The 24645-nt window shown below is 36.8% G+C and carries 21 protein-coding genes and 1 other annotated feature; of the genes, 18 read left to right on the top strand and 3 right to left on the bottom strand.

The genetic code is table 11. The features are described 5' to 3' along the window. Positions 1-215: 215 nt before the first annotated feature. The 7 genes from G600_RS0104555 to G600_RS0104525 all read left to right on the top strand — a co-directional run bounded on the left by G600_RS0104555 (position 216) and on the right by G600_RS0104525 (position 9726). Positions 216-2513: a motility associated factor glycosyltransferase family protein gene (locus tag G600_RS0104555; protein ID WP_027430884.1), complete on the top strand. Its 2298-nt coding sequence runs from the start codon at positions 216-218 to the stop codon at positions 2511-2513. After that, entirely contained in the window at positions 2491-3549 is a 1059-nt protein-coding gene (locus G600_RS0104550; RefSeq protein WP_081669409.1) for an N-acetylneuraminate synthase family protein, read from the top strand. The genes G600_RS0104555 and G600_RS0104550 overlap by 23 nt, the downstream gene beginning before the upstream one ends. 63 nt (positions 3550-3612) lie before the next feature. Then, entirely contained in the window at positions 3613-4755 is a 1143-nt protein-coding gene (gene neuC, locus G600_RS0104545; RefSeq protein ID WP_034245562.1) for a UDP-N-acetylglucosamine 2-epimerase, read from the top strand. A 13-nt stretch (positions 4756-4768) separates the two neighbouring features. After that, a complete protein-coding gene (locus G600_RS0104540; protein WP_027430881.1) occupies positions 4769-5470 on the top strand; it encodes an acylneuraminate cytidylyltransferase family protein in 702 nt (233 codons plus the stop codon). A gap of 9 nt (positions 5471-5479) precedes the next feature. Continuing rightward, positions 5480-7420: a glycosyltransferase family protein gene (locus G600_RS0104535; protein ID WP_027430880.1), complete on the top strand. Its 1941-nt coding sequence runs from the start codon at positions 5480-5482 to the stop codon at positions 7418-7420. 12 nt (positions 7421-7432) lie between these two features. After that, complete coding sequence (locus tag G600_RS13755) at positions 7433-8602, top strand: DUF4422 domain-containing protein (RefSeq protein WP_051195360.1); 1170 nt, start codon at positions 7433-7435, stop codon at positions 8600-8602. A 20-nt stretch (positions 8603-8622) separates the two neighbouring features. Then, a complete protein-coding gene (locus G600_RS0104525; protein WP_027430879.1) occupies positions 8623-9726 on the top strand; it encodes a glycosyltransferase family protein in 1104 nt (367 codons plus the stop codon). A gap of 9 nt (positions 9727-9735) precedes the next feature. Here G600_RS0104525 and G600_RS0104520 read toward each other — a convergent pair whose 3' ends face one another. Both G600_RS0104520 and G600_RS0104515 read right to left on the bottom strand, forming a co-directional pair. Next, positions 9736-10941, bottom strand: coding sequence for a glycosyltransferase family protein (locus G600_RS0104520; protein ID WP_034245559.1), 1206 nt, complete (start codon positions 10939-10941; stop codon positions 9736-9738). 54 nt (positions 10942-10995) lie between these two features. After that, on the bottom strand, positions 10996-12171 hold the full coding sequence (locus G600_RS0104515; protein ID WP_027430877.1) for a CgeB family protein: 1176 nt from the start codon (positions 12169-12171) through the stop codon (positions 10996-10998). Positions 12172-12357: 186 nt separating this feature from the next. On the opposite strand from G600_RS0104515, the gene G600_RS0104510 reads away from it, so the two are divergent. After that, entirely contained in the window at positions 12358-13752 is a 1395-nt protein-coding gene (locus G600_RS0104510; RefSeq protein ID WP_027430876.1) for a class I adenylate-forming enzyme family protein, read from the top strand. A 514-nt stretch (positions 13753-14266) separates the two neighbouring features. After that, complete coding sequence (locus tag G600_RS0104505; protein WP_027430875.1) at positions 14267-14635, top strand: hypothetical protein; 369 nt, start codon at positions 14267-14269, stop codon at positions 14633-14635. Between the two features lie 127 nt (positions 14636-14762). On the opposite strand, the gene fliD is transcribed toward G600_RS0104505, so the two are convergent. After that, a complete protein-coding gene (fliD, locus tag G600_RS0104500) occupies positions 14763-16088 on the bottom strand; it encodes a flagellar filament capping protein FliD (RefSeq protein ID WP_027430874.1) in 1326 nt (441 codons plus the stop codon). A 395-nt stretch (positions 16089-16483) separates the two neighbouring features. Between fliD and rpmG the strand changes: the two genes are divergently transcribed. The 9 genes from rpmG (at position 16484) to rpoB (ending at position 24629) form a co-directional block, all read left to right on the top strand. Continuing rightward, on the top strand, positions 16484-16633 hold the full coding sequence (gene rpmG / locus G600_RS0104495) for a 50S ribosomal protein L33 (protein ID WP_027430873.1): 150 nt from the start codon (positions 16484-16486) through the stop codon (positions 16631-16633). Positions 16634-16655: 22 nt separating this feature from the next. Continuing rightward, a complete protein-coding gene (gene secE / locus G600_RS0104490) occupies positions 16656-16856 on the top strand; it encodes a preprotein translocase subunit SecE (protein ID WP_027430872.1) in 201 nt (66 codons plus the stop codon). A gap of 18 nt (positions 16857-16874) precedes the next feature. Continuing rightward, on the top strand, positions 16875-17408 hold the full coding sequence (nusG, locus tag G600_RS0104485; RefSeq protein WP_027430871.1) for a transcription termination/antitermination protein NusG: 534 nt from the start codon (positions 16875-16877) through the stop codon (positions 17406-17408). 139 nt (positions 17409-17547) lie between these two features. Next, positions 17548-17973, top strand: a complete 426-nt coding sequence (gene rplK, locus G600_RS0104480) for a 50S ribosomal protein L11 (RefSeq protein WP_027430870.1) — start codon at positions 17548-17550, stop codon at positions 17971-17973. Positions 17974-18127: 154 nt separating this feature from the next. Further along, positions 18128-18823 (top strand): 50S ribosomal protein L1, encoded by a 696-nt coding sequence (gene rplA / locus G600_RS0104475; protein ID WP_034209983.1) that lies wholly within the window; start codon positions 18128-18130, stop codon positions 18821-18823. Between the two features lie 69 nt (positions 18824-18892). After that, positions 18893-19028: a sequence feature (ribosomal protein L10 leader region), on the top strand. A gap of 56 nt (positions 19029-19084) precedes the next feature. Beyond that, the gene (rplJ, locus tag G600_RS0104470) at positions 19085-19582 is read left to right on the top strand and encodes a 50S ribosomal protein L10 (RefSeq protein WP_027430868.1); all 498 of its coding nucleotides are present in this window, start codon (positions 19085-19087) and stop codon (positions 19580-19582) included. Positions 19583-19722: 140 nt separating this feature from the next. After that, on the top strand, positions 19723-20079 hold the full coding sequence (gene rplL / locus G600_RS0104465) for a 50S ribosomal protein L7/L12 (RefSeq protein ID WP_027430867.1): 357 nt from the start codon (positions 19723-19725) through the stop codon (positions 20077-20079). Between the two features lie 124 nt (positions 20080-20203). Then, positions 20204-20419, top strand: coding sequence for a type II toxin-antitoxin system HicB family antitoxin (locus G600_RS13750; RefSeq protein WP_034245624.1), 216 nt, complete (start codon positions 20204-20206; stop codon positions 20417-20419). A 247-nt stretch (positions 20420-20666) separates the two neighbouring features. Next, positions 20667-24629, top strand: a complete 3963-nt coding sequence (gene rpoB / locus G600_RS0104455) for a DNA-directed RNA polymerase subunit beta (protein ID WP_027430866.1) — start codon at positions 20667-20669, stop codon at positions 24627-24629. Positions 24630-24645: the final 16 nt, after the last annotated feature.

The following is a 24645-nucleotide window of genomic DNA, read 5'->3' as shown; positions in this document are numbered from 1 at the left end:
ATTACGATTTTTGATAAAAATAGACAGTATCATAAATCTCTTTATAAATTTCAAATCCTTCAGAAGGGGAGCCAGTCTTTTGACTGGCTCCTTTTCAGTAATTGAAAAGAAACTATTTATATGGTATTATAAAGTTAGTTTAAACGTGTTAAAAATTTAATAAAATACAAATATTTTTAAGATGAATATCTTTTAAAAGCTAGAATGGAGGAAATATGACAACTAGTGAAATTATATCTGTAGCTAAAGGACTGTATACTAATGCAAATATAGATAATGACTATATAAATAAACTAAATATGGTTTTTAATGAGTTGTTAGAAATAGCCAATGTTACAACAGATTCTATAAAAAGAAATGTTTTGTTGCAAATGATTATGGATTTAAAAGATAATCTTGAAAGCGGTTTTAGGTCTAGAAGTGCGGATATAATTTTTGAATTCTTAGCTACAATTGAGGGAGAGAAAAGAATAGAAAAAGATATTGATAAAGAGTTTAACAGGAAAACTCTGATTGATACATTTAAAGAGAATTTAAAGGTGTTAAGTAAATATAATCATTCATTGTTCATTGGATTAATGAATGAATTATATCCCGAAGATTGTCTTATAGAAGGAAAAATTAGTGAGTCAGATGTTGAACATGTTATAAATGAATTTAGTAAATATATAGATAAATATAATGGAGAATTTATAGATGGCAAATTTGTTGATCGTGTGGATTTAGACAAAATGGATGAGATAAATAGAAATAATCTTTATATGAATCCAGAAAGACAATATGATTTTGATTTGGATTATTGTGGGAATAAGTCTATAAAGATTGTGGAAAAAGATAAGATTTTTTTCCTTCCTAGTGGATATGATAGCAATTTAGAAGCAAAAATTTTATTTAATGACTCTAATTACCAGGTTGATACAGCATATGTTTTAGTAGGGTTGGGAAATGGCAGTATTTTAGATTATTTTCTAAAGCATACTAATATAGATAATGAAATTATATGCGTGGAACCTGATATTGAAGTCTTTATTAAAACGATGCATTTTTATAAGTTTCCAAGTCAAAAAGAAAGATTAAGATTTTACATTTTTGTTAATGGAATTAATGATCGTAATTTGGAAGGTGTATTTCAATCGATTGTTACACCACAAAGAATTCCTGTTACAACTATAGTTACAATTTCTAGTTATTACTCTAGTTATTATGATGAAGTTCAAAAATTTAATGAAAGGTTTCAAAAAGCAGCAAAGTGGAACACAATGAACCTTAATACTAAGGTTTTTAGAGGGGCTAATGCTGTTGAAAATATTATCGAAAACCTTCCAATATTAATTAAAAATAGTAGCATCTATGACTGTGTAACAAGTATGAAAAGTTACAAAGATAGAACAGCTTTTATAGTTGGTGCTGGACCATCTCTAGATAAAAATATCGATGAGCTAAAAAGAGTGAAAAATAAAGGTATTATTATAGCAGCTGATACTGCTGTAAAAATATTATTAAATCATGGAATAGTTCCAGATATGATGGTTACTATTGATGCGATAAAAAAGAAGGAAACATTTGATGATGATAGAATGAATGATATTCCTATTTTGACAGGTGGAGAAGCCTTAAATATCGCAATAAAGAATCACAGATCAAAACTCTTTTTTCTAACAGATTTAGAATATGTTAGATATTTTATTTTGAAATATGATAAGCCAGATATATTTTTTAGCACTGGAGGTTCAGTTGCGACTTCTGCAATGTTTTTTTCATACCTTGTGGGCTTTAAAAGAATAGTAATGGTAGGCATGGATTTGGCTATGACAAAAATGAAATACCACGCTAGTGATATTTATAATGAGGGAACATTTGACTTAAATGATCCTAATATAGTTGAATGCGAGTCTTATGATGGAGCTAAAGTATATTCAACTTTAGATTTAGTTGCTTATGCAGAATGGATTGAAGAGAGCTTGAGTAAGTTTAGAGATAGCGAAGTAATTAATGCAACAGAGGGCGGATTAAAAATTAAAGGAGTTGAAAATGTTACCCTAGACTATGCTGCTTCTTTGGTTGAAAAGGAGTTAGAAGTGGATTTTTCTAAAGCGTTAGCTGAAGTTCCTATAACCTTTACAAGCAAGGAAATACAGGAAATTTTAGAAATAAATGCATCTTATGTTGAATTTGCCAAAGCACAGGATAGAAAATTGAAATTATTAATATCCGATTTAGAGCATGCTAAAAATGAGTTCGAAATGGGGAAAAAAGTGGATTTTACACCGCTATTTGATAGAATTCATGAATTTGATGATAGTAGGAGAAATGATGCTTTTCAGGATTTGGTTTCTATTAAGGCAAAGCAGAAGGAAAAGGAAATAGCAGACGGAGTTATTAATTTTAATAAAAAAGCTGCTGATGATAGTACGGAGGAATTATTAGAAGCAGTAATAAATATGTTAAAGGCAACACTTGAAGCAAACAAGGAAGTGGGGGAAAAGTTTAGTGAGGTCTACAAAAAAGTTTAATATTGGAGATATTACTATTGGAGGGGATGGTAAAGATAAGGTTTTAGTTATCCCTGAAATAGGAATTAATCATGAGGGCAGTTTAGAGACAGCTAAAGAAATGGTGCTTTCTGCTAAAAGAGCAGGAGCTAGACTTATAAAGCATCAAACTCATATTGTGGATGATGAAATGAGTCATATGGCAAAGGAAGTTATTCCTGGTAATGCTAATGTCTCAATTTATGAGATTATGAAAAGATGTGCTTTAAACGAAGAAGAGGAACTTGAATTAAAAAGATATACAGAGGAGTTAGGAATGGTTTTCTTATCGACTCCATTTTCAAGGGCAGCAGCTAGGAGATTAAAGAAGTTTGGAGTTAGTGCCTTTAAGATTGGGTCGGGAGAATTAAATAACTATCCCTTAATTGAAGAAATAGCAGAATATGGGAAACCAATGATTGTCTCAACTGGTATGAATAGCATGGATTCTGTGGATAGAGCTGTTAATATACTTGAAAAGTATGGGGTTGATTATGCGTTAATGCATACAACAAATATATATCCAACTGATCCAAAACTTGTAAGGCTTGGAGCAATGGAAGAGATGATGGAACATTTTCCTAATATTCCTATTGGACTATCAGATCATACATTAAATAACAATGCTTGCATAGCTGCTATGGCGCTTGGGGCAAATTTAGTAGAAAGACACTACACAGATAGAAGGGATAGAACTGGGCCGGATATTGTATGCTCCATGGATGAAGGAGAGTTAAAAGATTTAATAGAGGCTGCAAATACTATTCCTTTAATGTTAGGTGGAAAAAAGGAGGCTGCAAATGAAGAACAGGTAACTATTGATTTTGCCTTTGCAACAGTTGTAACTATTAAGCCGATTAAAAAAGGAGAGATATTAACTAAGGAAAATCTTTGGGTGAAAAGGCCAGGAACCGGGGAAATCAAAGCTAAGGATTATGAAGGGATTCTTGGGAAAAAGGCGATGATGGATATTGAAAATGACTGTCAGCTAACTTGGGACATGATCGAGGAAGACTAGAGTTTCTAGCTTATGGCTAGGTTTTAAAGAAACTAGTAGGAAAGACTAAAATGGGTGGAGCAAATGGAAAAATGTCAAAAGAAAATCGTTTTTGTAACGGGGACAAGAGCGGATTATGGAAAAATTAAAGCATTGATTTCAGAAGTGGAAAAATCTTCATCTTTTGTAGCCTATGTGTATGTATCAGGTATGCATTTAATTAAGAATCTTGGATCTACTTATAGAGAGGTTTTAAAGGATGGATATAGTAATGTCTATGTAGATTTTTCTCAAAGAAATACTGGAGATATGAGCTATGACCTAGGCAGTGTAATATGTAATTTTACCAATTATGTAAGCCATGTGAACCCAGATTTAATTGTGGTCCATGGAGATAGAAACGATGCCTTGGCTGGGGCTATTGTTGGAGCTCTAAAAAATATTAGAGTGGCTCATATTGAAGGAGGCGAGCTTTCAGGAACAATTGATGAATCTATAAGACATGCCATCTCAAAATTTGCTCATATACACCTGGTTTCAAATGAGGGTGCAAAAAAGAGATTGCTTCAATTAGGGGAGTCAGAAGAGAGAATCTTTATTATGGGATCTCCTGATATTGATGTTATGTTATCAAAGGATTTGCCAAGTCTTAATCTTGTAAAAATAAGATATGACATTCCTTTTGAAAATTATGGAATTTGCATGTATCACCCGGTAACTACTGATTATGACAATTTACATTGGAAGATAAAAAATTTAGTGGATGCTTTAATTGAGTCAGAGAAAAACTACGTAGTTATTTATCCTAATAATGATTTTGGTTCAGAACTTATTCTTAATGAATATAGAAGACTTGAAAAAAATGGACATTTTAAAATATACCCATCCATTAGATTTGAATACTTTTTAACCCTTTTAAAAAATGCAGAATTTATGATTGGGAATTCTTCTGCAGGAGTTAGGGAAACAAGTGTTTATGGGGTTCCAGCAATTGATCTTGGCAGCAGACAAACTAATAGATATAGTTTGAAAGACTCTAATGTGCAGCATTGTAATGAAGATAAGGGAGAGATTTTAGAGGCGATAAAAAACGTCGGGAATTATAAGATCACAAGGAATGATTTTGGTCTTGGAGACTCTAGGGGGAAATTTATGGAGATTCTAAGGCGTGATGAAATATGGAATTTTGATATTCAGAAACATTTTGTAGATAGGAATATTTACTAAGGTAGGTGTAGCTATGATTAATGGTAAGAAAGTTTTGGCATTAATTCCAGCTAGGGGAGGAAGTAAAGGAATTCCAAATAAAAACATTTTAAAAATCAACAGAAAGCCCTTGATTGCTTACACAATCCACGAGGCGCTTAGCTGTGATTATATTGATGCGGTGGTGGTATCAACAGATAGCGAGGCTATTGCAAAAGTTGCCACAAAGGCGGGAGCAGAAGTTCCCTTTATGAGGCCAGAGGAGTTAGCAGGAGATAAGGCAAAGTCCATAGATTCTGTCTTGCATGCGATTACTATGTTAAAAAACATGGGGAGAGAATATGATTATGTGGTTTTACTTCAGGCAACTTCCCCACTTCGTAATGCCTCAGATATTGCAGGAGCCTTAAAGACCTTTGTTAAAAATGAAGAGAAGGGATTAGCTTCTGTTTCAGAGGTATTAGAGTCACCAATTCTTATGAGAAAATTTGATGAGAAGGGAAAGCTAGTAAATTTAATTGAGGGCTCAAGTACTATGAGAAGGCAGGATATGCCAACCTTTTATAAGGTAAATGGTGCAATTTATATAAATAAAGTTGAAGAGCTTACAAAGGATACAAGTCTTAATGACAATGAAGTTGGTTATATTATGGATAGAACCCACTCGGTAGATGTGGATGATTATGAAGATATTGCAGTTGTTAATTATTATCTTGGCGCACTAGGAAGGAAATAGGGTAGTTAAATGAACTGGATAGAGCTTAATAAGTCAAAAGCACTAGTGACAATGGTAGTTATTGTCAATGATTATGATTATCTTGAAAATGTAAAGAAAAAGGCGAATGAGTTAATAAACGAGGCGCCTTTACTTAACTTGAGCTTAATTGGCATATGGGATGATGAGGAAATTGACAATTACGCTAAGGCTAAGAATAAGGCCCTAAAATATGTCTCTACAGAATATGTAAGCTTTGTAAGGGATAGTGATTTTGTTGCGGACTACTATGAGAAGGATTGGTTAAAACTTCTATCTAGTTGTGAAAAAATGTCGGACTTTGAGTCAAACCCTGTGGAAAACTACAGCTTTGAAAGGATAATTATGCTAACGGCCTCAAGACTATCAGGCCTTGTGGTGCAGGTGGAAAGCATAAAGACCTTAGGAGGCTTTAATGAATATCTACAGTCAGCAGAGGAGTATGAGTTACTTACTAGACTTAAGGAATATGCACCTTTTCTTTCAAAATATGCCTTTGTAGCTAAATTTTCAAACTTCGAGTCAAAGCCTATCTTTAAAGAGGACTTTATGACTTATGCTTACTGCCTTATTAGATTTAAGGACTATCTAACAAAACATAAGCTCTGGAATCAGGCCTTGATTCGTAAAGCTAACTGGGCCATTACCTTTGAACAGGAAAAGGAGTTTGAAAATATCCTCTTTGGTATCTTAGGGGATGAGAAATATTTTAAAAAGATAATGTCAAAATACGATCCAATTCTAATCGTAAATGACTATGAATATGTCTGCATTGATGTGCTAGAGAGTTTCACTAGGGAATTCTATGAGGCCTGCAAGGCTAGTGGCAGGGCAGCTATTGTGGTTAATGGACACAACAGAGACCTTATATATAAGGCAAGGCAAATGCATATTAGTGCGGTGCTAGGCATTCAGTCGGGCATCTTTTCTGATGTAGATCCTAATAAGTTAAATATTAATAGTTTGGATTGTCCGAAGTTTATTAACATTTTCGATCATCCACTTTATATAAGTTATCTTCTAATGTTTGTGGTGGATAGGTTCTACTGCTTAGCTTGCGATGGGGACTATGCAAAATTTGCCAAGACAAACTTTAATTCTGTTAAGGATTCCTTTATCTGGTATCCCGGAGGCAAGAGGGCAAAGAGCCTAACGGGAGTGGCTAAGGACATAGATATTGATGAAAATAGGGAATACGACCTAAGCTTTCTTGGCAGTTTCACAGACTATAGAAGTCTTATGTCTTCTTTTTACAAATTGCCAAAGGGAGAACGAATTATTGCCAATGTCATGCTTAGAATCTTAAGAAAGGACTCTTCTCTTAGTTATGACAAGGCCTATAAAAGGGCTATTGATGAGCTCTTTAGAGAGGATGAATATACTCATGAAATCTATAATGAGAGAAAGCAAAGGCTAGTAACTATGCATCATCTCTGGCCGGTGGCAAGGCTTGTAAGTGCTTATTATAGGGAGAAGGTTATTAGAAAACTCCTTGATGATGGCCTTACAATTCATGTCTTTGGAAATAGCTGGAAATCTCCGGTTTTAAAGGACTACAAGAAGCTCATTATTCACGAGGAACTAAACTATAACGAGGCCCTTGAGGTCTATGCGAAATCTAAGATAAGTCTTAACATTTTCGCATGGCACAAGGATGGCCTATCGGAGCGAATCTTTAACGCTATGTTTAATAACAGCTTGTGCGTGACGGATAGTTCAAAAGCTTTAAAGGAGAACTTTAAGGATAAGGAGGAGCTAATAGTTTATGAGCTAGATAAGCTAGAGGAGCTCTCAGAGACTATTAGATATTATCTAAGCAATAAAGAGGAGCGAATTAGGATAACTAATAATGCCTATGAAAATGTAAAGGCTAATCACAGTTGGAAGAAAAGAGTTCAGGAGTTTGAGGATATTCTTGAAAATGTAGACTAGAGGGGAGAAGTTATGGCTAAGGTTTATGTTATGACCCATAAAAAATTTAATCCACCAGAGAATAAGGATTATGTTCCTATTCATGTGGGCAGGGAGAAAAGTGAAGATTTAGGCTATATTGGCGATGATACAGGGGATAATATTTCTGGCCTTAATTTCTTATACGGCGAATTGTCGGGAGTTTACTGGCTCTGGAAAAACCTGGATTCTAATGAAAATATAGGAATTTGTCACTACAGACGCTACTTTATTGATGACAATAAGAAAATCATAGACCCGGCGGTTTTTGATGAAGAATTGAAAGAATACGACATGATTGTCTCTTATGAGAATAAGCTTTCTAATATGAATTTTAGAGAGGCCTTTGCAAGGGCTAATAATGTGGAGATTCTTGATGAAATGGGGAATTACATCAAGGAAAATTTCCCAGAGGATTACATTGCTTTTAGAGAAGTTATGAAGTCTAAAAGCTCTTATATTGGCAATTTAATGGTTTGTAAAAAAGAGACCTTTGATGATTATTGTAATTGGGCCTTTGCCATTCTTTTTGGCATGTCAAATCGCATTGATTACACTAAGTTTACAGATCTTTACCACCTTAGAATCTTTGGCTTTTTAGGTGAAGCCTTGCTAAATATATACATTTTCAAAAATAATCTAAAGGTTAAGTCCCACAGAGTTTTAATTACGGATGAGAAGGCGGAAACTAGGGAGCTTAGGCTTGCAGTTAGCCAGCTAATTAAGCTACACCAAATTGAGGAGGCCAAGGAGCTCTTCTATAAGGTGCTTGAAACTAGGCCAGACCTTAATTTAAAGGATTCTGATTTGACTAACAGCATGACAATTATTGCAAGCATTCTTGATGTCCTTAATGCGGAGAAAAATATTGCCATGAAGGGAGCTCTTGATTATAGTGATGACCTGAATGTGCTTATTGAGCATTTTAAAAAGGTGGAGGAAATCCTTGAGGAGTCCCTTGGTATCGGGGATGACGATGGTTTAATGGGCTTAAAGACCATGAAGAAAAACGCCTATTATGAGGGCTTTAAGGACTACTTTGAAAAGACTCATACTAGCGCCTTTGTGGTGGAGGCAATTTGTCAAAAAAGTAAGCGTCTAAAGCGTTGGACGAATGACTTTATTAGAATTCATCTTGAGCTTATGGAAGAGGGAAAAATATAGCTTTTGAAAGTGGGGAGAATATGAAAATTCTGCTTTTTAAATGGAATGCTTTTATGCAGCCTGAAGTGGAGGAAACTTTTAAAGAATTAAATTACGATTATGAGGCCTTTTATTTAGTTCCAAAGGATTGGAATGAGGATGAAAGGCTTTTTGAGATTACAAGGGAGAAGCTGCTTAAAGGAAACTTTAGTCATGTTTTTTCAATAAACTATTCCTCTATTATTGCCGAGGCCATTAAAAGCCTAAATAAGGATATTCTCTATATAAACTGGAATCACAGTGTGCCTTTTGAAACTAGGAATTTAGAGGGGCTAAATTACGACTTCAACCGCAGCTTCATCTTTGATAGGGCCTATACTAACAGGCTTTTAGAGGCGGGTTATAAAAATGTATATCACTTGCCACTTGCTACAAAGATTAGGGATATTGCCTTTAAAAATCCAGCCTATACATATGACGTATCTTTTGTGGGCTCTATGTATGTGTCAGAATATAAGGATTTTAGTAGACCCTTAAGCCAAAATTTAAGAGGTTATCTTGATGGCCTTGTGGAATTTCAGTGTCAGCTAAATGGTGGAAATATCTTTAATGACTGCATAAATAATGAGCTTTTGGAAAAGATAAATGGGGAGATTAGTAAGGAGCAAATCTACTACCTACTTAGCAGGGAGGCCACAAAGAGGCAGCGTCTTCTTGCTTTAATGCTTTTAGAGTCCAGGTTTAAAACTGCCCTTTTTTCAAAGGATGAGATGCAAGAATTAAAGAATACTTACATGGGTGGTTATATAGACTATAGTACCAAGATGCCAGAAATCTTTAGGAATTCTAAGATCAATCTAAATGTTAGTCTTAGCTGCATTGAAACGGGAATTCCTTTAAGAGTTCTTGATATTATTGCCTGTGGCGGTTTGGTACTTTCTAATTTCCAACCAGAAATTTATGAATATTTTAGACCAGATGAAGATATTATCTGCTTTAATAATAGCGAAGAACTTCTAGCTAAAGCAAGCTTCCTCATTAAAGAAGATAGCTTTAGAGAAAAGGTCATTGAAAATGGCCTTGAGATTATAAAGAAAGCCTTTAGCTATAAAGATAGGGTGGAGGCTATGTTTGGGATGAAGTAGAAATTCTTATTACAAATCTGACAAAATTAAATTTAGAATTTTTTCGTAGCTGTGGTTTTCCTTTACCTTTTCATAGGCAGAGAGTGCCATAGCTTCCCTTTTGTCTTCGTGTTCTAGGTAGTAGTTACATTTTCTTAATAAATCCTCTTTAGAATCATAGAGGCATAAATCCTCGCCGTCTACGAAGTGCCTTAAAAAATCTTCCTGATAATTAGACATCAAAAAGCCCTTAGAAGCTAGGATATCCATGCATCGAAGAGGGATTCCTGACCTTATACTTCTAAGGCTGATATTAAGATTTATCTTTGTCTGCCTGAAAATGTGTGGCATATGGTCGTAATAGTCCACAGGTCCGAAAGTGTGCACATTTTCAAGAAAATCTACAGGATTATGGGTATAGAGACTTACCTTATAATTCTTAGCAAGACTCCTATCAAGGGCTTGTAAAATATGGGTGCGCTCCTTGTTTGCTAGCTTCCTGCACAAAAAATAATTGGCATAGACATAGCTTACAGTTTCCACGCCGTCTGGATTTGCCTTCACTTCCATCTTATCAAGCATCTCCTCAAGGATAGGGCCTGTTATGAGGTCCTCTAAATAAAAGCTACCATAGACCTTCTCCTGGGCATCCATAATGGCCTCAAGATAGCCCCTAGTGTAGTCATTAATCCCAGCCCTTACTAGGCGGTCGTAGAGGTTGTGCTTCTCGTTATACATAGAGCCAATAAAGGAAATGTCGGCGCTATAGTTTGGATGAGTGATATTAGTTGTGGACTCGGAAGTCTTATCATAAGGGCTTCCAAGCTGCTTATCAAGCCTATGAACATTTACAGGAAGGGGCATGTAGTGAATGCTTTTAATGCCCTGGTCTGCAAAGCGGAAGTAATCGGCACTATCAAAGGTGTAGATGTGATTACAAGGGTTGATTATGGTATATGAAAATGTATTTATCTGGGGACTGTCATAAATCAGGCACACATAAGGCAGATTAATTAAATTGCAGCAATTAGAAATTAGAGGAGAGTAATTAAAGCTAAAGGTGCAGTCGTAGTGGCTTTTCTCGCACTCTGTAAGGAAACGAGTCTTAAAGCCTTCATCTACCCTGTCTCTTATGGCTGGGTCTGATATGAGTTTGTAGCTGTGGCCCATTCTTTTTAGGGCTTCCTTTAAATCTTCAATTCCAAAACTCTTATAATCTAAAATCAGTATATTCATGCTATCCCCTAATCTTTGTTGGTTAATTATTTCTTGGCTTTCTGCCTTTTTTATCTAGTCTCTAAAGGCTTGGTCAATAATTTGCAAAAGTCTTGTGGTTACATTGTGATATTTTTTAACAGTTTCATGTCCGTTTTTTGCAATTTCTATTCTCTCTTCGTCGTGCTCTAAATAGTAGCCGCAAAGCTCTACTAAGTGGTCTAGGTCCTCGTAGACTACAAGGTCTTTTCCATTTTCAAAAAACTCTAAAAGCTCCGTTTGATAGTTACTAATAAGAAAACCACCACTTCCTAAAATGTCAAAGACTCTTAGTGGAATGCCGGTTTTAATGGCCTTTGAGGTGAAGTTTAGATTAATCTTTGACTGATTAAAAATTATTGGCATCTCCTCTAGGCTGCTGGCGTTTCCTCTATATCTCACATTTCTAAAGTCCTTTAGGGAGCTTTGGGTGTAGAAATCTAATTTATACTTTTGCCCTAGCATATTTAGGGCTAGTTTTCTTTCTTTTTCTGCCACGCGGTAACTAAGGTGCGCCTGTGTAACTAGGGCTTTCTTGTCTTCTCTGGCGTCTGGTGGGAAACGATAAAGATGGTCTACATTTTCAATAAAATAATCACAAAATTCTTCGCTTGCCGCCTCGTCTAGGAAGTTAAGTCCATAGACGTTTAGTTGGGCGTCAATTAGGGCGTCGTGATAGCCCTTATAATAGTCGCTAAATTTGGCGGTACTATAAGGGTTTTTCTCTTCGTAACTTGAACCAATAAAGGAAATGTCTGCCCTAAACTTCTCTTTTTGCGCTTCACTGACACTCTCAAGATAGCTATCTAGACGGTCTGTGTTAGCGTAAAGGGGAGTGTGATAAATGTGGCCTGGATTCTCATTTTCAAAGTCATTATATAGGCTTAAATCAAAGAGAAAGACTCTGTTAAAGGAGTTGGATAGGGATTTTGAAAATAGCTCTAGCACGGGACTATCCACAATCAGGCTAATGTAGCGCAGCTTTAGAATCTGGCACAAATCCGATAGCCAAGGGAAGAAGTTTATGGTAAAGACAAAGCTAAAACCTCCTGGCAAGAGGACTTTTGATACCTGTTCTACGCACTGGGCAGGAAGTAGATTTTTATTGGTTACTTCAATATTAATTTCTTCGACTTCAAAGCCTAGGTTTTTGAAGCCGTGAATGATATCTGGCTCGCAGATACTTCCATATCTGTAAAATAATATTTTCATAAGCTTTTCTCTCTTTATTTGGTCACGATAATTTCTTTAAATATTATAACAAAAGCGTAAGAATATGTAAATCTCCTTAAAGACTTCCCTCTTTTTGTTCTAGCTTTAAAACATTAATGGAAAAATGGGGGTGGTTGTGATATTATTTTTAATGTAATTATGATTGCAAAATAAGGGGAATTTGCTATGAATAAAGATTGTTTTATTTATAATTTTTTAGAGGAAGCGGCGGCCAAATGGCCTGAAAAGCGAGCTATAATTTATGATACTTTTGAGGTGAGCTACAAGCAGCTTTTTGATGATGTGGTTAGAAAGGCTATTCATATGCAGCGTTTCCAGGGTCAGAGAGTGGCAATTTATGGCCCATCTTCATATAGATGGATTGTTAATATGTTAGGTACTGTGGTTTCTGGTAAGGATGTAGTTTTGGTGGATTTCTTCTTGCCTGCACAGGTAAGAAAGGGCTTGCTTGCTAAGGCTAGTGTGGAATTTATTCTTACTTCAACTAATCAGTACATTTTGGCAGATAAGGATGCTAGAATTATTAAGAATGCAGAGAAGGACAACGTTGAAGGTCTTAAGCTTGATTTAAAGCGGGGAGAGGGTAACATTTTAATGTTTACTGCAACTGGTGGTGAGTACGACAAGGCTGCGGTGCTAACATCGGAAAACCTTGTGGCAGCAGCGAATGCAGTTAATAGTAAGTTAACATGTGGCACTAAGGATGTAGTTCTTACTCCTATTTCAATGCATAGAATCTTTGCAGTGCTTTATGGACTTATGTGGCCTTTAGCAAATGGCGCTTGTGTTGCTGTTGGCAGGGGCTTAAGACATATAGATGCGGATACATATTATTACAATGCAACGGTTTTACCTATTACACCGGCTATGGCTAGATATCTTACAAGGGTTAATGGCTATAATAAGGAGTTAAAGAAGATTATCGTTGGAGAGGCTAAGTGCCCTAAGAAGTATCTTGAAAGCATGATGGCTCGTGGGGTTGAGGCCTACACAGTCTATGGTGCCCTTGAAACTTCTGGTTGTATTGGCATTGGCAGGGCTGACGAGGACGGTTTTGAGCTTTATGATGGTGTAAATGCAACAATTGCCGAGGATGGAGAAATCTTAATTGGCGGTGACATGATTATGGCGGGTTACGAGACTGACCCTGAGTATACTTCAAAGGCCTTAGATGGTGGGGTTTACCACACTAAGGACTATGGCGAGTTTACAGCGGATGGTCGTCTTCGTCTTAATAAGACTAATCCTGATCTTATTCAGCTTGCAACAGGCGAGAAGATTAGTAAGAGGGTTACATGCAAGCAGTTATCTGAGTTAAATGGCATTGCAGATACTTGCGTAGTTAAGTATGCAGACCTGTTAACGGCAATTATTGTTCCTGTTGATAAGTCGGATAACGAGGCTAAGTTTAGACATCTTATTGATAAGTACAATGCTAAGAAGGGTTACAGATGGGAAATCCAGAAGATTATTGTTAGCCAGGAGGCTCTTCCTACTAAGGAAAATGGAGAGCATGACGAGGCTAAGATTATTGATAAGTATTTGGCTTGTAACCAGTAAAAAATTAAATTTGTGATTTAGGCAGGTGGCTTTTGAGGTGACCTCAAAAAGTTAGACTTTTATAAGCGTAGCAGTTTTATGGCTGCTACGCTATTTTTATGGAATTTAGGCGGGGTGGCTACATTTTCATAAAATTTAAAAGAAATTCTAGAAAGGGTTAAGTTTTGAAACTTTGCTCCGATATATATTACAGATGTGCTGTAGGGCTGGCGTCGACTAGTTTAGTTACGCGTGTACCATAGAATGTGATTTGACGAAATTGCATTTAGCGTACGGACGCCAGCTATATACAAAGCACAGGGCTAATTAACTAATTAGCATCGAAACTTTAACTTAACGGAACAATGAAATTTAAGGGGGACAAAGATCACAAGCTCTCAAGTCCTATCCTTGCTCCGGTGTAGGTACAAACCGGTTGCACATCTCAGTGGTTATGCCAGATTTATATCTGGCATCCTACCTACAGTATCATGTGGAGAAACGCCTGTAGGTATACAAGTAAGGAGGTTTACTTATGAGTAATTATGAAATGGAACAGATTGAAGCACTACAGGCTGCTAGCCCATATTGCGAGAAGTTAATTACAGCTATTGGCCGCATTATTAAGGAGTATTCTGGTGATAAGTTACCTGATACAGATGAGTATATGCACCACATCCTTAAGGGCCTTTACTGGATTTTTAGCATTTATGGTTCTACACAGGATATGATTAATCCTAACGGCGAGGTTATTGATCAGGACGAGGTTAACTCTTATGTTCTTGAGCTTAACAAGGCTAATAAGGAAGAAGATGATGAGGCTAGAGTAGAGGCTTTCACTGGTATTTTAAAGTTTGTAGAGGACTTTAAAAGAGAAGCTGATTTAAAGATTTCAGCTGCTTAAAGGAAAAGAAAAAAGTTTATTATAAAAAGGGCGTGTGAAAAAAATGAGAAATCATTTTTTATGCGCCCTTTTATATTTGATGTGCTATAGAGCTGGCGAGTCGAATCCTTAACGGTTATACTCGCCGCTACGTATAACCGTTAAACATCATGCCTGTGTAGGCAGAGAGGTTATACGGGTCAGTAGTTGTTCTTTGTGGATTTTTATAAGCCACTATTTTATTGTTTACGTAGTTCATAGGATCTAGGGAAATGTCTTCGGCCTTCTTTTGGATATCACTCTTAAAGGAATCGAGGCTATTAAAAACGTCTTTCAAATTGCCCTCTTGAGCCTTTTTAACAATTTCCTCCTTGTCTACGCGTATTAAACCTTGGTCATCTACTGAAAGACCGCTTTGGCCTAGCTGTTCTTTATAGGAACTTGCTATGGCCAGTATCTCTTTACGTAGCTTCTCGTTGCCACCAAATTGATTATTGGTTTCATCCGTAGCTACAGAAATCAAGTTGTTGTAGCCGGATACCAGCTCCTCGATGCTTTCTGCAATGGAATCTGCATCAGCGAGAAGACTTATAGTAGCCGGCAGCTGCGTGACGGTCTTAAGGTTTAGTATAAATGCTTTGTCATAGGTTATGTCATTATTAGGACTTGCCCTTTGACTGCCATTTATAGTATATGAGGCATTAGATGGGAATTGGGAAATTCGATCTAAGCCTAGGGTTCTTACTAGATTTTCGTTTTTTGTAGCATTTTCCATACTAGTAGCTGCATCTATATTGAAGTTATCTTCCGTGTCGGTGTTTGCTACTATGTTAAAGGTAATTGGCTTTATGCCTTTAAAACCGGTGGCGTTGGATTCAATGGTTAGGGCGGTGTTTCCTAAACTATCCTCTAAAACCATGGAACTTAAGCCGATGTTTGATTTATTAATAAGCCTAGATACATTTTCCTGAACATCAATTGTTGCTTCATTATCATAGATGCTAAACTGGAATTCGTAGGTGATGTTATTAATATTTAAATCAAATGAATAATCCCCGGCGGCAAACAAATTGGACTTTGGCTGCAAATAATTACCTATATTAACCTGATTCTGGGCAATCTTATCTACAGACACAGTCAAATCTTCTATATTTAATTTCGAATCACCAATAAATACAGCATCTACGGCTTCTGGATTTGAGGAAACGGCTGTCTTTTTATAGTTCATTCCTGTTCCGTCGGCGTTTGATAGCTCGTTGGCGATATTATTCAATTCTCTTGCATTCTCTTTTAAGTCGATGGCATACTTCACCGCATCGTCTGAGGTGTCAGTCTTATAGGTTGGAGACTGGCTGTTATGCTTTACAACTTTATTATATGTAGTTTTTAGTTGGTTTTTCGTATGGGAGTCGTATTTAGAGTTAGCCTTATGCCCATACTGAGATAAATAGTAATCGTATACGCTACTGATCATAACAGTCACCTCCTTGTCTGTATAATCAATAAAGAAAGTAATAGGAATCCTTTCCCTACTTCTAAAATGTATTAAATTCTCTTGCTTTAGTAAAATGGTCACGTCTTAGTAGTAAAATTTTACAATATACTACCCTTTATCATAATTTTATAGTACCATAGTCCTATAAAAATGTAAAGCTATTTTTTTAGAATAGATAACAAAAATTTATCAAAAGAATATTTTTTAATTTTGTTGTTGACTATTGTCTTTTGTCTATGCTATATTAGAACGGCTATGGAAGAGGTCTTTTTTTTATGCCCTGAATTTAATAACCCTAAGATTTAGGCATGGAATTAAGCAACCAATTGGTGTTATAAACACCTACAAAATTAAGTAAATTGGAGGTGGAAGTTGTGCGTATTAAGATAACATTGGCATGTACAGAGTGTAAACAGCGTAACTACAACACAACTAAGGATAAGAAGACACATCCTGACAGAATGGAAACAAAGAAATACTGCAAGTTCTGTAAGTCACACACATTACACAAGGAAACAAAGTAATCTAAAACAGTGAGGTGCAATTATGAGCGAAGCTAAGACAAAAAAGCAGAAGAAGAGCTGGTTTAAAGGATTAAAGGCAGAGTTTTCTAAGATTGTTTGGCCAGATCGTCAGACTCTTACAAGAGAGACAGTTTCAGTTCTATTTGTATCCGTATTATTAGGTGTAATTATTGCAGTAGTGGATTTAGCAGTCCGCTTTGGTATTGAATTCATCGTAAAATAATAAGGAAAAGGTGATAGAATGGACGAAGCAAAATGGTATGTTGTACATACTTATTCAGGATATGAGAATAAGGTTAAAGTCAACATAGAAAAAACAGTTGAAAACAGAAATCTTCAGGACCAGATTCTAGAAGTGCTCGTTCCTCTCGAGACTGTAGTCGAAGTTAAGGACGGCTCTAAGAAGACTGCTCAAAAGAAGATGCTTCCTGGATATGTCCTTATCAAAATGGTTATGAATGATGACAGTTGGTATGTCGTTCGTAACACAAGAGGCGTTACAGGATTTGTTGGACCTGGATCAAAACCAGTTCCACTTACTCCAAGTGAAATCAAGTCACTAGGTATCAACCTTCCAACTGGCGAATTAAAGCCAGCTGTTCAGTTCGACGGCAAGGTTGGAGATAAGGTAATGATTCTTTCTGGTGCTTGGGAAGATACAATTGGAGAGATTACTAGTATCAACGAAGGTAAGCAAGTTCTTACTATTAACGTTGAAATGTTTGGCCGTGAAACACCGGTCGAAATTGATTTCACAGATGTGAAATTGATGTAACAATTAAGGTCTACATGGGTAGACAGCCTATTTCGGGCGTGGGAGACCGCAGAATATAAGATGTTTCATAGTACTTATATTCTTAAGTTAAAGATTATAGCGGTCGCCAATTACCACATTATTTTTAGGAGGTGCCACTATGGCAAAGAAAGTAACAGGTTATATTAAATTACAGATCCCTGCAGGCAAGGCAACACCAGCACCACCAGTTGGTCCAGCACTTGGTCAGCACGGAGTTAATATCGTAGAATTTACTAAGCAGTTCAACGCAAAGACAGCAGATCAGGGCGATTTAATCATCCCTGTAGTAATTACTGTTTATGCTGATAGAAGCTTTAGTTTTATTACAAAGACACCACCAGCAGCAGTTCTTCTTAAGAAGGCTTGCAACATTAAGTCAGGTTCAGGCGTACCTAACAAGACTAAGGTTGCTACAATTAAGAGATCTGAAGTTCAGAAGATCGCAGAGCTTAAGATGCCAGATTTAAATGCTGCATCAATTGAAGCAGCTACTTCAATGATCGAAGGAACAGCTAAGAGTATGGGTATTGTTGTAGAGGACTAATTAGTCTTTAGTTAACAAACTTACACAAGCTATTTAGAAACAGCTCTTTATCACTTTATGTGAATTGCAGGAGCAAAATACAACATATATCACATACCGATATATGTGGGAGGAAAGTTAATCCTTCCGTTATTACCACTAGGAGGTTTATATAATGAAAAGAGGAAAGAAATATGTAGAAGCAGCCAAGAATATTGACCGCGCTACATTATATGATGCAACAGAAGCAGTTTCATTAGTTAAGAAGACTGCAGTTGCTAAGTTTGATGAGACAATCGAAGCACATATCAGAACAGGTTGTGACGGACGTCACGCTGAGCAGCAGATCAGAGGTGCTGTTGTTCTTCCACACGGAACAGGTAAGACTGTAAAGGTTTTAGTATTTGCTAAGGGTGCAAAGGCTGATGAAGCTTTAGCAGCAGGCGCTGATTTCGTAGGAGCTGAGGAATTAGTTCCAAAGATCCAGAACGATGGTTGGTTTGACTTTGACGTAGTTGTTGCTACACCTGATATGATGGGTGTTGTTGGTCGTCTCGGTAGAGTACTTGGTCCTAAGGGCTTAATGCCAAACCCTAAGGCTGGTACAGTTACTATGGACGTAACAAAGGCTGTTAATGATATCAAGGCTGGTAAGATTGAGTACCGTCTTGATAAGACAAATATCATTCACGTGCCAATTGGTAAGGCTTCTTTCACAGAAGAGCAGTTATCAGACAACTTCCAGGCTATTATGGATGCAATCGTTAAGGCTAAGCCAGCAACACTTAAGGGACAGTATTTAAGAAGTGTAGTTTTAACTTCTACAATGGGTCCTGGTGTTAAGGTTTCAACAGCTAAGTATGTTGGTTAATTTTTAACGCTTGACAACCTATATATTTTGATAGTATACTATCACACGTTGGTAATTAACTTATTGTTAATTAACATATATTATTGCCCTAAGACAGTGAGTCCGTAAGGTTAAAGGTTAAACGCTCGCCGAGGAAAGAAATTAAGATTATTATGTAATTTCAAGCCCTCTGTCTAAATGGCAGAAGGGCTTTTTTCTTTACTTTCATGAGGCAATTCCCCGTTATATAACGGAAAGAATCTAAATAGGAGGTAAAATTTAATGGCAAAGGTAGAACTTAAAGCACCTATCGTAGACGAAATTAAGGCTAACTTAGATGGCGCTTGTGGCGTTGTTTTAGTTAACTACCAGGGTTTAACTGTTGCTGAAGATACAGAACTTCGTAAGCAGTTAAGAGAAGCTGGTGTAGTTTACAAGGTTTATAAGAACACTTTAGTTAAGAGAGCAATTGCTGGTACAGAATTCGAGAACTTCACAGAGTTACTTGATGGTACTAACGCTATTGCAATTTCTAAGGACGATGCTACAGCTCCAGCAAGAGTTTTAGCTAAGTTCGCAGAAAAGGCAGAAGCACTTGAGTTAAAGGCAGCTGTTGTTGAAGGTACATTTTATGATAAGGATGGCGTTAAGGTTATCGCAAGCATCCCTTCAAGAGAAGAACTTCTCAGCAAGTTACTTGGCTCTATGCAGTCACCTATTACAAACTTCGCTCGTGTTATTAAGCAGATTGCTGAACAGAACGAAAACGGTGCAGCTTAATTTAGCTGTTGGATAGTTAGCAAGCATTAGTTTGCAAGTTATTAGATACGTGAGTTGGTAGCAAGTCTACTAACAACTATCAGAGATATTTATAAATCGTGGCTTAGACCACAACTATAAGAAAAGGAGATTTAGTGATTATGACAACACAGGAAATTATTGAAGTAATCAAGGGTTTATCAGTTTTAGAATTAAATGATTTAGTTAAGGCATGTGAAGAAGAGTTCGGCGTATCTGCAGCAGCAGGCGTTGTAGTTGCAGCAGCAGGTGCTGGCGCAGCAGCAGAAGAAAAGACAGAATTCGACGTTGAGTTAACAGCTGGTTCAGGCGTTGGCGTTATCAAGGTTGTTCGTGAAGTAACAGGTCTTGGCTTAAAGGAAGCTAAGGATATGGTTACAGCAGCTCCTAAGGTAATCAAGGAAGGCGCTTCTAAGGAAGAAGCTGAAGAAATCAAGAAGAAGCTTGAAGATGCAGGTGCTACAGTTACATTAAAGTAATTTCACTTGAACATTCTAGTTGAAACTATGATATAATTATTAAGAGCCCAACGATGAGCTAGCTCTCGATTGGGCTCTTTTATTTTGATTAGTAATTAAATAAAAAACGGAGGTCCTGCTTGATATGAAATCTGTAGATTATTATAATGATTTACCATATAAGGTTAGAATTATTCCGAACAAAACAAAGGACACATTTACTGTGGCTTACCCAGAACTTCCAGAGGTGATAAGCGAAGGAAAGACTATTGAAGAAGCCCTTAACAAAGCAAAAAAAGCGAAGTATGAGTGGCTTTCATTAGCAGTTAAAAACGGAACAAAAATTGTGGAGCCAGATTAATGGCAAAACAAGTTATAATACATTTTCTAAAAAGTACTGCAGTTATTGCGAATCTAATTTAGCGGAGTAACGTAATGCAGTACTTATTCTATAAAAATAATTCTTAAAAAATCCCTATGTTGGTATTGACTAACTTGACTTATTGTGATAATATGGACAATGCACTATTGTGGTATTTGTGTCTAATTGGCACTTTGATTTATTGAAAAACCACATTTGCGAAATAAACACAAGGGGTGAAACGTCAATGGAAAAGAACAGATTACGCCCGGTAATGTCAGGCAAATCAATGCGTATGAGCTTTTCTAGAACTAAGGAAGTTCTTGAAATGCCTAACCTTATTGAGGTCCAGAAGGATTCTTATCAGTGGTTCTTGCGCGAAGGCTTAAAAGAGGTCTTTGATGACATATCTCCAATTGCAGACTATAATGGTAGATTAAGTCTTGAATTTGTAGATTATGAATTGTGCGAGGATGAAGTAAAGTATTCCATCGAAGAGTGTAAAGAAAGAGATGCAACATATGCAGCTCCACTTAAAGTTAAAGTAAGACTTCACAATAAAGAAAGTGAAGAAATCAGTGAACATGAGATTTTCATGGGTGATCTTCCTTTAATGACTAGAACAGGAACTTTTGTAATTAATGGTGCTGAGCGAGTTATCGTAAGCCAGTTAGTACGTTCACCTGGAATATATTATGACATTCAGAAGGATAAGTACGGTAAGATTTTCCTTTACAGCGCTCAGGTAATTCCTAATAGAGGTGCATGGTTAGAGTATGAAACAGATGCTAACGATGTGTTCTATGTAAAGGTTGACCGTAATAAGAAAGTACCTATTACAGTTCTTATTAGAGCAATGGGTGTTAATACTAACGCCGAAATTATAGATATTTTTGGTGAAGAACCAAAGCTTCTTGCTACTATGGAGAAGGATTCTTCTTCTAATTATCAGGAAGGTATTCTTGAATTATATAAGAAGTTAAGACCAGGAGAGCCATTATCAGTAGAAAGTGCTGAATCGCTTATTCATGGTATGTTCTTCGACCCTAGAAGATATGATCTTGCTAGAGTTGGTAGATATAAATTTAATAAGAAGTTATCTTTCAGAAGCAGACTTAATGGTCAGGTTTTAGCTGAAGATGTTCTTGATCTTAATGGTAATGTACTTGCTAAGGCAGGGGAAACAGTTACTAGAGAATTAGCTCAGGAAATTCAGGATGCTGCCGTTGCTTCTGTATTTGTTAGTGTTGAAGTTAAGGGCTTTGATGGCTCTGTTTCTAATAGAACAGTTAAGGTTTTATCAAACCGTGCTGTAGATATCCGCAAGTGGGTAGATATTTCAGATGAAGAAGCTAAGGAATTAGGCGTTACTGAAGCTGTATATTATCCAGTACTTGAGCAGATTTTATCAGAGAATTCTGACATTGAAGATATTAAGGATGCAATTGAGAAGAATATTGCTGACTTAGTTCCTAAGCATATTACAGTAGAAGATATTTTTGCTTCTATTAACTATAACATGCACTTAGAGTACGGCGTTGGTACAAAGGATGATATTGATCACCTTGGTAACAGACGTATTAGAGCTGTAGGTGAATTATTACAGAACCAGTTTAGAATTGGTATCTCTAGAATGGAAAGAGTTGTTCGTGAAAGAATGTCAACTCAGGACCTTTCTGGTATTTCACCACAGTCATTAATTAATATTAAGCCTGTAACAGCTGCTATTAAGGAATTCTTTGGTAGTTCACAGTTGTCACAGTTCATGGATCAGAATAACCCATTAAGTGAGATTACTCATAAGAGACGTCTTTCTGCCTTAGGTCCTGGTGGTCTTTCAAGAGATCGTGCAGGTTTCGAGGTTCGAGATGTACACTATACTCACTATGGTAGAATGTGTCCTATCGAGACACCTGAAGGTCCTAACATCGGTCTTATTAACTCATTAGCTTCTTATGCTAGAATTAACGATTATGGTTTCGTTGAGGCTCCATATCGTATCGTTGATAAGTCTGATCCTAAGAATCCTAGAGTAACTAATGAAGTTAGATACTTCACAGCTGATGAAGAAGATGATTTCCATGTTGCTCAGGCTAATGCTGAAATCGACGAAGATGGTTACTTCGTTCGTAATACAGTTTCTGGTAGATTTAGAGAAGAAACTTCTCAGTTTGCTAAGGAACAGATTGATTTAATGGATGTATCTCCTAAGATGGTCTTCTCAGTTGCTACATCTATGATTCCATTCCTTCAGAATGATGACTGTACTCGTGCCTTAATGGGTTCTAACATGCAGCGTCAGGCAGTACCTCTTCTTATGACAGAAGCACCAGTTATTGGTACAGGTATTGAGAATAAGACTGCAGTTGACTCAGGTGTTTGTGTAGTTGCTGAAGAAGATGGTGTTGTATTATTATCTGAATCTAACAGAATCGTTGTTAGAGAATTAGATGGTAATGTAAGAGAATACAAGTTAACAAAGTATTCAAGATCTAACCAGTCTAACTGTTACAACCAGAGACCTATCGTATTTAAGAACGATGAGGTTAAGAAGGGTGATGTAATCGCTGATGGTCCTTCAACATCTAATGGTGAAATTGCCTTAGGTAAGAACCCTCTTATCGGTTTCATGACTTGGGAAGGTTATAACTACGAGGATGCTGTACTTCTTAGTGAGCGTCTTGTTAGAGATGATGTTTATACATCAATTCATATTGAAGAATATGAAACAGAAGCTAGAGATACTAAGCTTGGACCAGAAGAAATCACAAGAGATTTACCTTCAACTGCTGCAGAAGCTGTTAAGGATCTTGATGAGAATGGTATCATTCGTATTGGTGCTGAGGTTCGTGCTGGTGATATCTTAGTTGGTAAGGTTACACCTAAGGGTGAAACAGAACTTACTGCTGAAGAGAGATTACTTAGAGCTATCTTTGGTGAGAAGGCTAGAGAAGTTAGAGATACTTCACTTAAGGTACCTCATGGTGCATACGGAATTATCGTGGGCGTTAAGGTATTTACAAGAGAGAACGGTGATGAATTAGCTCCTGGAGTTAATAAGTCAGTTCGTATCTACATCGCTCAGAAGAGAAAGATTGGCGTTGGTGATAAGATGGCCGGTCGTCATGGTAACAAGGGTGTTGTTTCAAGAGTTCTTCCTGTTGAAGATATGCCATATCTTCCAAATGGTCGTCCTCTTGATATCGTGCTTAACCCATTAGGTGTACCTTCACGTATGAATATCGGACAGGTCCTTGAAATTCATTTAAGTTTAGCTGCTAAGGTTTTAGGCTTTAACATTTCTACACCTGTATTTGATGGTGCTGATGAAAATGATATTACTGAAACATTACAGCTTGCTAATGACTATGCTAATACTCCATTCGATGCTAAGGAATTAAAGGAATGGAAAGAAGATGCTGAAAAGCAGGGTGAGGAATTACCTAGCGATTTAGTAACATTTGAAGATAAATATAAGGATGTTCTTACAGAGGAAGTATTTGACTACCTTTCAAAGAACAGAGATCATAGAGCTGAGTGGAGAGGTGTTCCAATCGGTAGCGATGGTAAGGTAAGACTCCGTGATGGTAGAACTGGTGAATTCTTCGATAGCCCAGTTACAATCGGTTTCATGCACTACTTAAAGTTACACCACTTAGTAGATGATAAGATTCATGCTCGTTCAACAGGTCCTTACTCACTTGTAACTCAGCAGCCACTTGGTGGTAAGGCTCAGTTCGGTGGACAGAGATTTGGTGAAATGGAAGTTTGGGCTCTTGAAGCTTATGGTGCTGCATATACACTTCAGGAAATCTTAACAGTTAAGTCTGATGATGTTGTTGGACGTGTTAAGACATACGAAGCTATTATTAAGGGTGAGAATATTCCTGAACCAGGTATCCCTGAATCATTCAAGGTATTACTTAAGGAATTACAGTCACTTGCACTTGATGTAAGAGTTCTTGATGCAGATAATAACGAAGTTAAGCTCCTTGAGAGTTCTGAATACGAAGTTACTGACTTTAAGAAGGTCTTAGATGATGGTAACTACAGAAGAAACTCTAGAGAACAGGAAGCTGAATATGCTAAGGCTGGTTCAACTATTCAAGAAATAGGTGAAGATGGTTTTGAAGATGCTACTGATGTAGATGATAGCTTTGATGATAGTTTTGATGAAGCTGATGATTACGGTGACGGTAGCGAGGAATAAAGAGAAGGGAGCACTA

The sequence above is a fragment of the Lachnospira multipara ATCC 19207 genome (genome assembly GCF_000424105.1).
In the GTDB taxonomy this organism is placed as follows: Bacteria; Bacillota; Clostridia; order Lachnospirales; family Lachnospiraceae; genus Lachnospira; species Lachnospira multipara.
Note: the sequence above shows the minus strand (reverse complement) of the source record. Positions and strands in the feature narration are given on the sequence as shown.

Coding starts and splice junctions, on each gene's coding strand:
- G600_RS0104555 (WP_027430884.1), top strand. CDS start 216: ATGACAACTAGTGAAATTATATCTGTAGCTAAAGGACTGTATACTAAT.
- neuC (WP_034245562.1), top strand. CDS start 3,613: ATGGAAAAATGTCAAAAGAAAATCGTTTTTGTAACGGGGACAAGAGCG.
- G600_RS0104540 (WP_027430881.1), top strand. CDS start 4,769: ATGATTAATGGTAAGAAAGTTTTGGCATTAATTCCAGCTAGGGGAGGA.
- G600_RS0104535 (WP_027430880.1), top strand. CDS start 5,480: ATGAACTGGATAGAGCTTAATAAGTCAAAAGCACTAGTGACAATGGTA.
- G600_RS13755 (WP_051195360.1), top strand. CDS start 7,433: ATGGCTAAGGTTTATGTTATGACCCATAAAAAATTTAATCCACCAGAG.
- G600_RS0104525 (WP_027430879.1), top strand. CDS start 8,623: ATGAAAATTCTGCTTTTTAAATGGAATGCTTTTATGCAGCCTGAAGTG.
- G600_RS0104520 (WP_034245559.1), bottom strand. CDS start 10,941: ATGAATATACTGATTTTAGATTATAAGAGTTTTGGAATTGAAGATTTA.
- G600_RS0104515 (WP_027430877.1), bottom strand. CDS start 12,171: ATGAAAATATTATTTTACAGATATGGAAGTATCTGCGAGCCAGATATC.
- G600_RS0104510 (WP_027430876.1), top strand. CDS start 12,358: ATGAATAAAGATTGTTTTATTTATAATTTTTTAGAGGAAGCGGCGGCC.
- G600_RS0104505 (WP_027430875.1), top strand. CDS start 14,267: ATGAGTAATTATGAAATGGAACAGATTGAAGCACTACAGGCTGCTAGC.
- fliD (WP_027430874.1), bottom strand. CDS start 16,088: ATGATCAGTAGCGTATACGATTACTATTTATCTCAGTATGGGCATAAG.
- secE (WP_027430872.1), top strand. CDS start 16,656: ATGAGCGAAGCTAAGACAAAAAAGCAGAAGAAGAGCTGGTTTAAAGGA.
- nusG (WP_027430871.1), top strand. CDS start 16,875: ATGGACGAAGCAAAATGGTATGTTGTACATACTTATTCAGGATATGAG.
- rplK (WP_027430870.1), top strand. CDS start 17,548: ATGGCAAAGAAAGTAACAGGTTATATTAAATTACAGATCCCTGCAGGC.
- rplA (WP_034209983.1), top strand. CDS start 18,128: ATGAAAAGAGGAAAGAAATATGTAGAAGCAGCCAAGAATATTGACCGC.
- rplJ (WP_027430868.1), top strand. CDS start 19,085: ATGGCAAAGGTAGAACTTAAAGCACCTATCGTAGACGAAATTAAGGCT.
- rplL (WP_027430867.1), top strand. CDS start 19,723: ATGACAACACAGGAAATTATTGAAGTAATCAAGGGTTTATCAGTTTTA.
- G600_RS13750 (WP_034245624.1), top strand. CDS start 20,204: ATGAAATCTGTAGATTATTATAATGATTTACCATATAAGGTTAGAATT.
- rpoB (WP_027430866.1), top strand. CDS start 20,667: ATGGAAAAGAACAGATTACGCCCGGTAATGTCAGGCAAATCAATGCGT.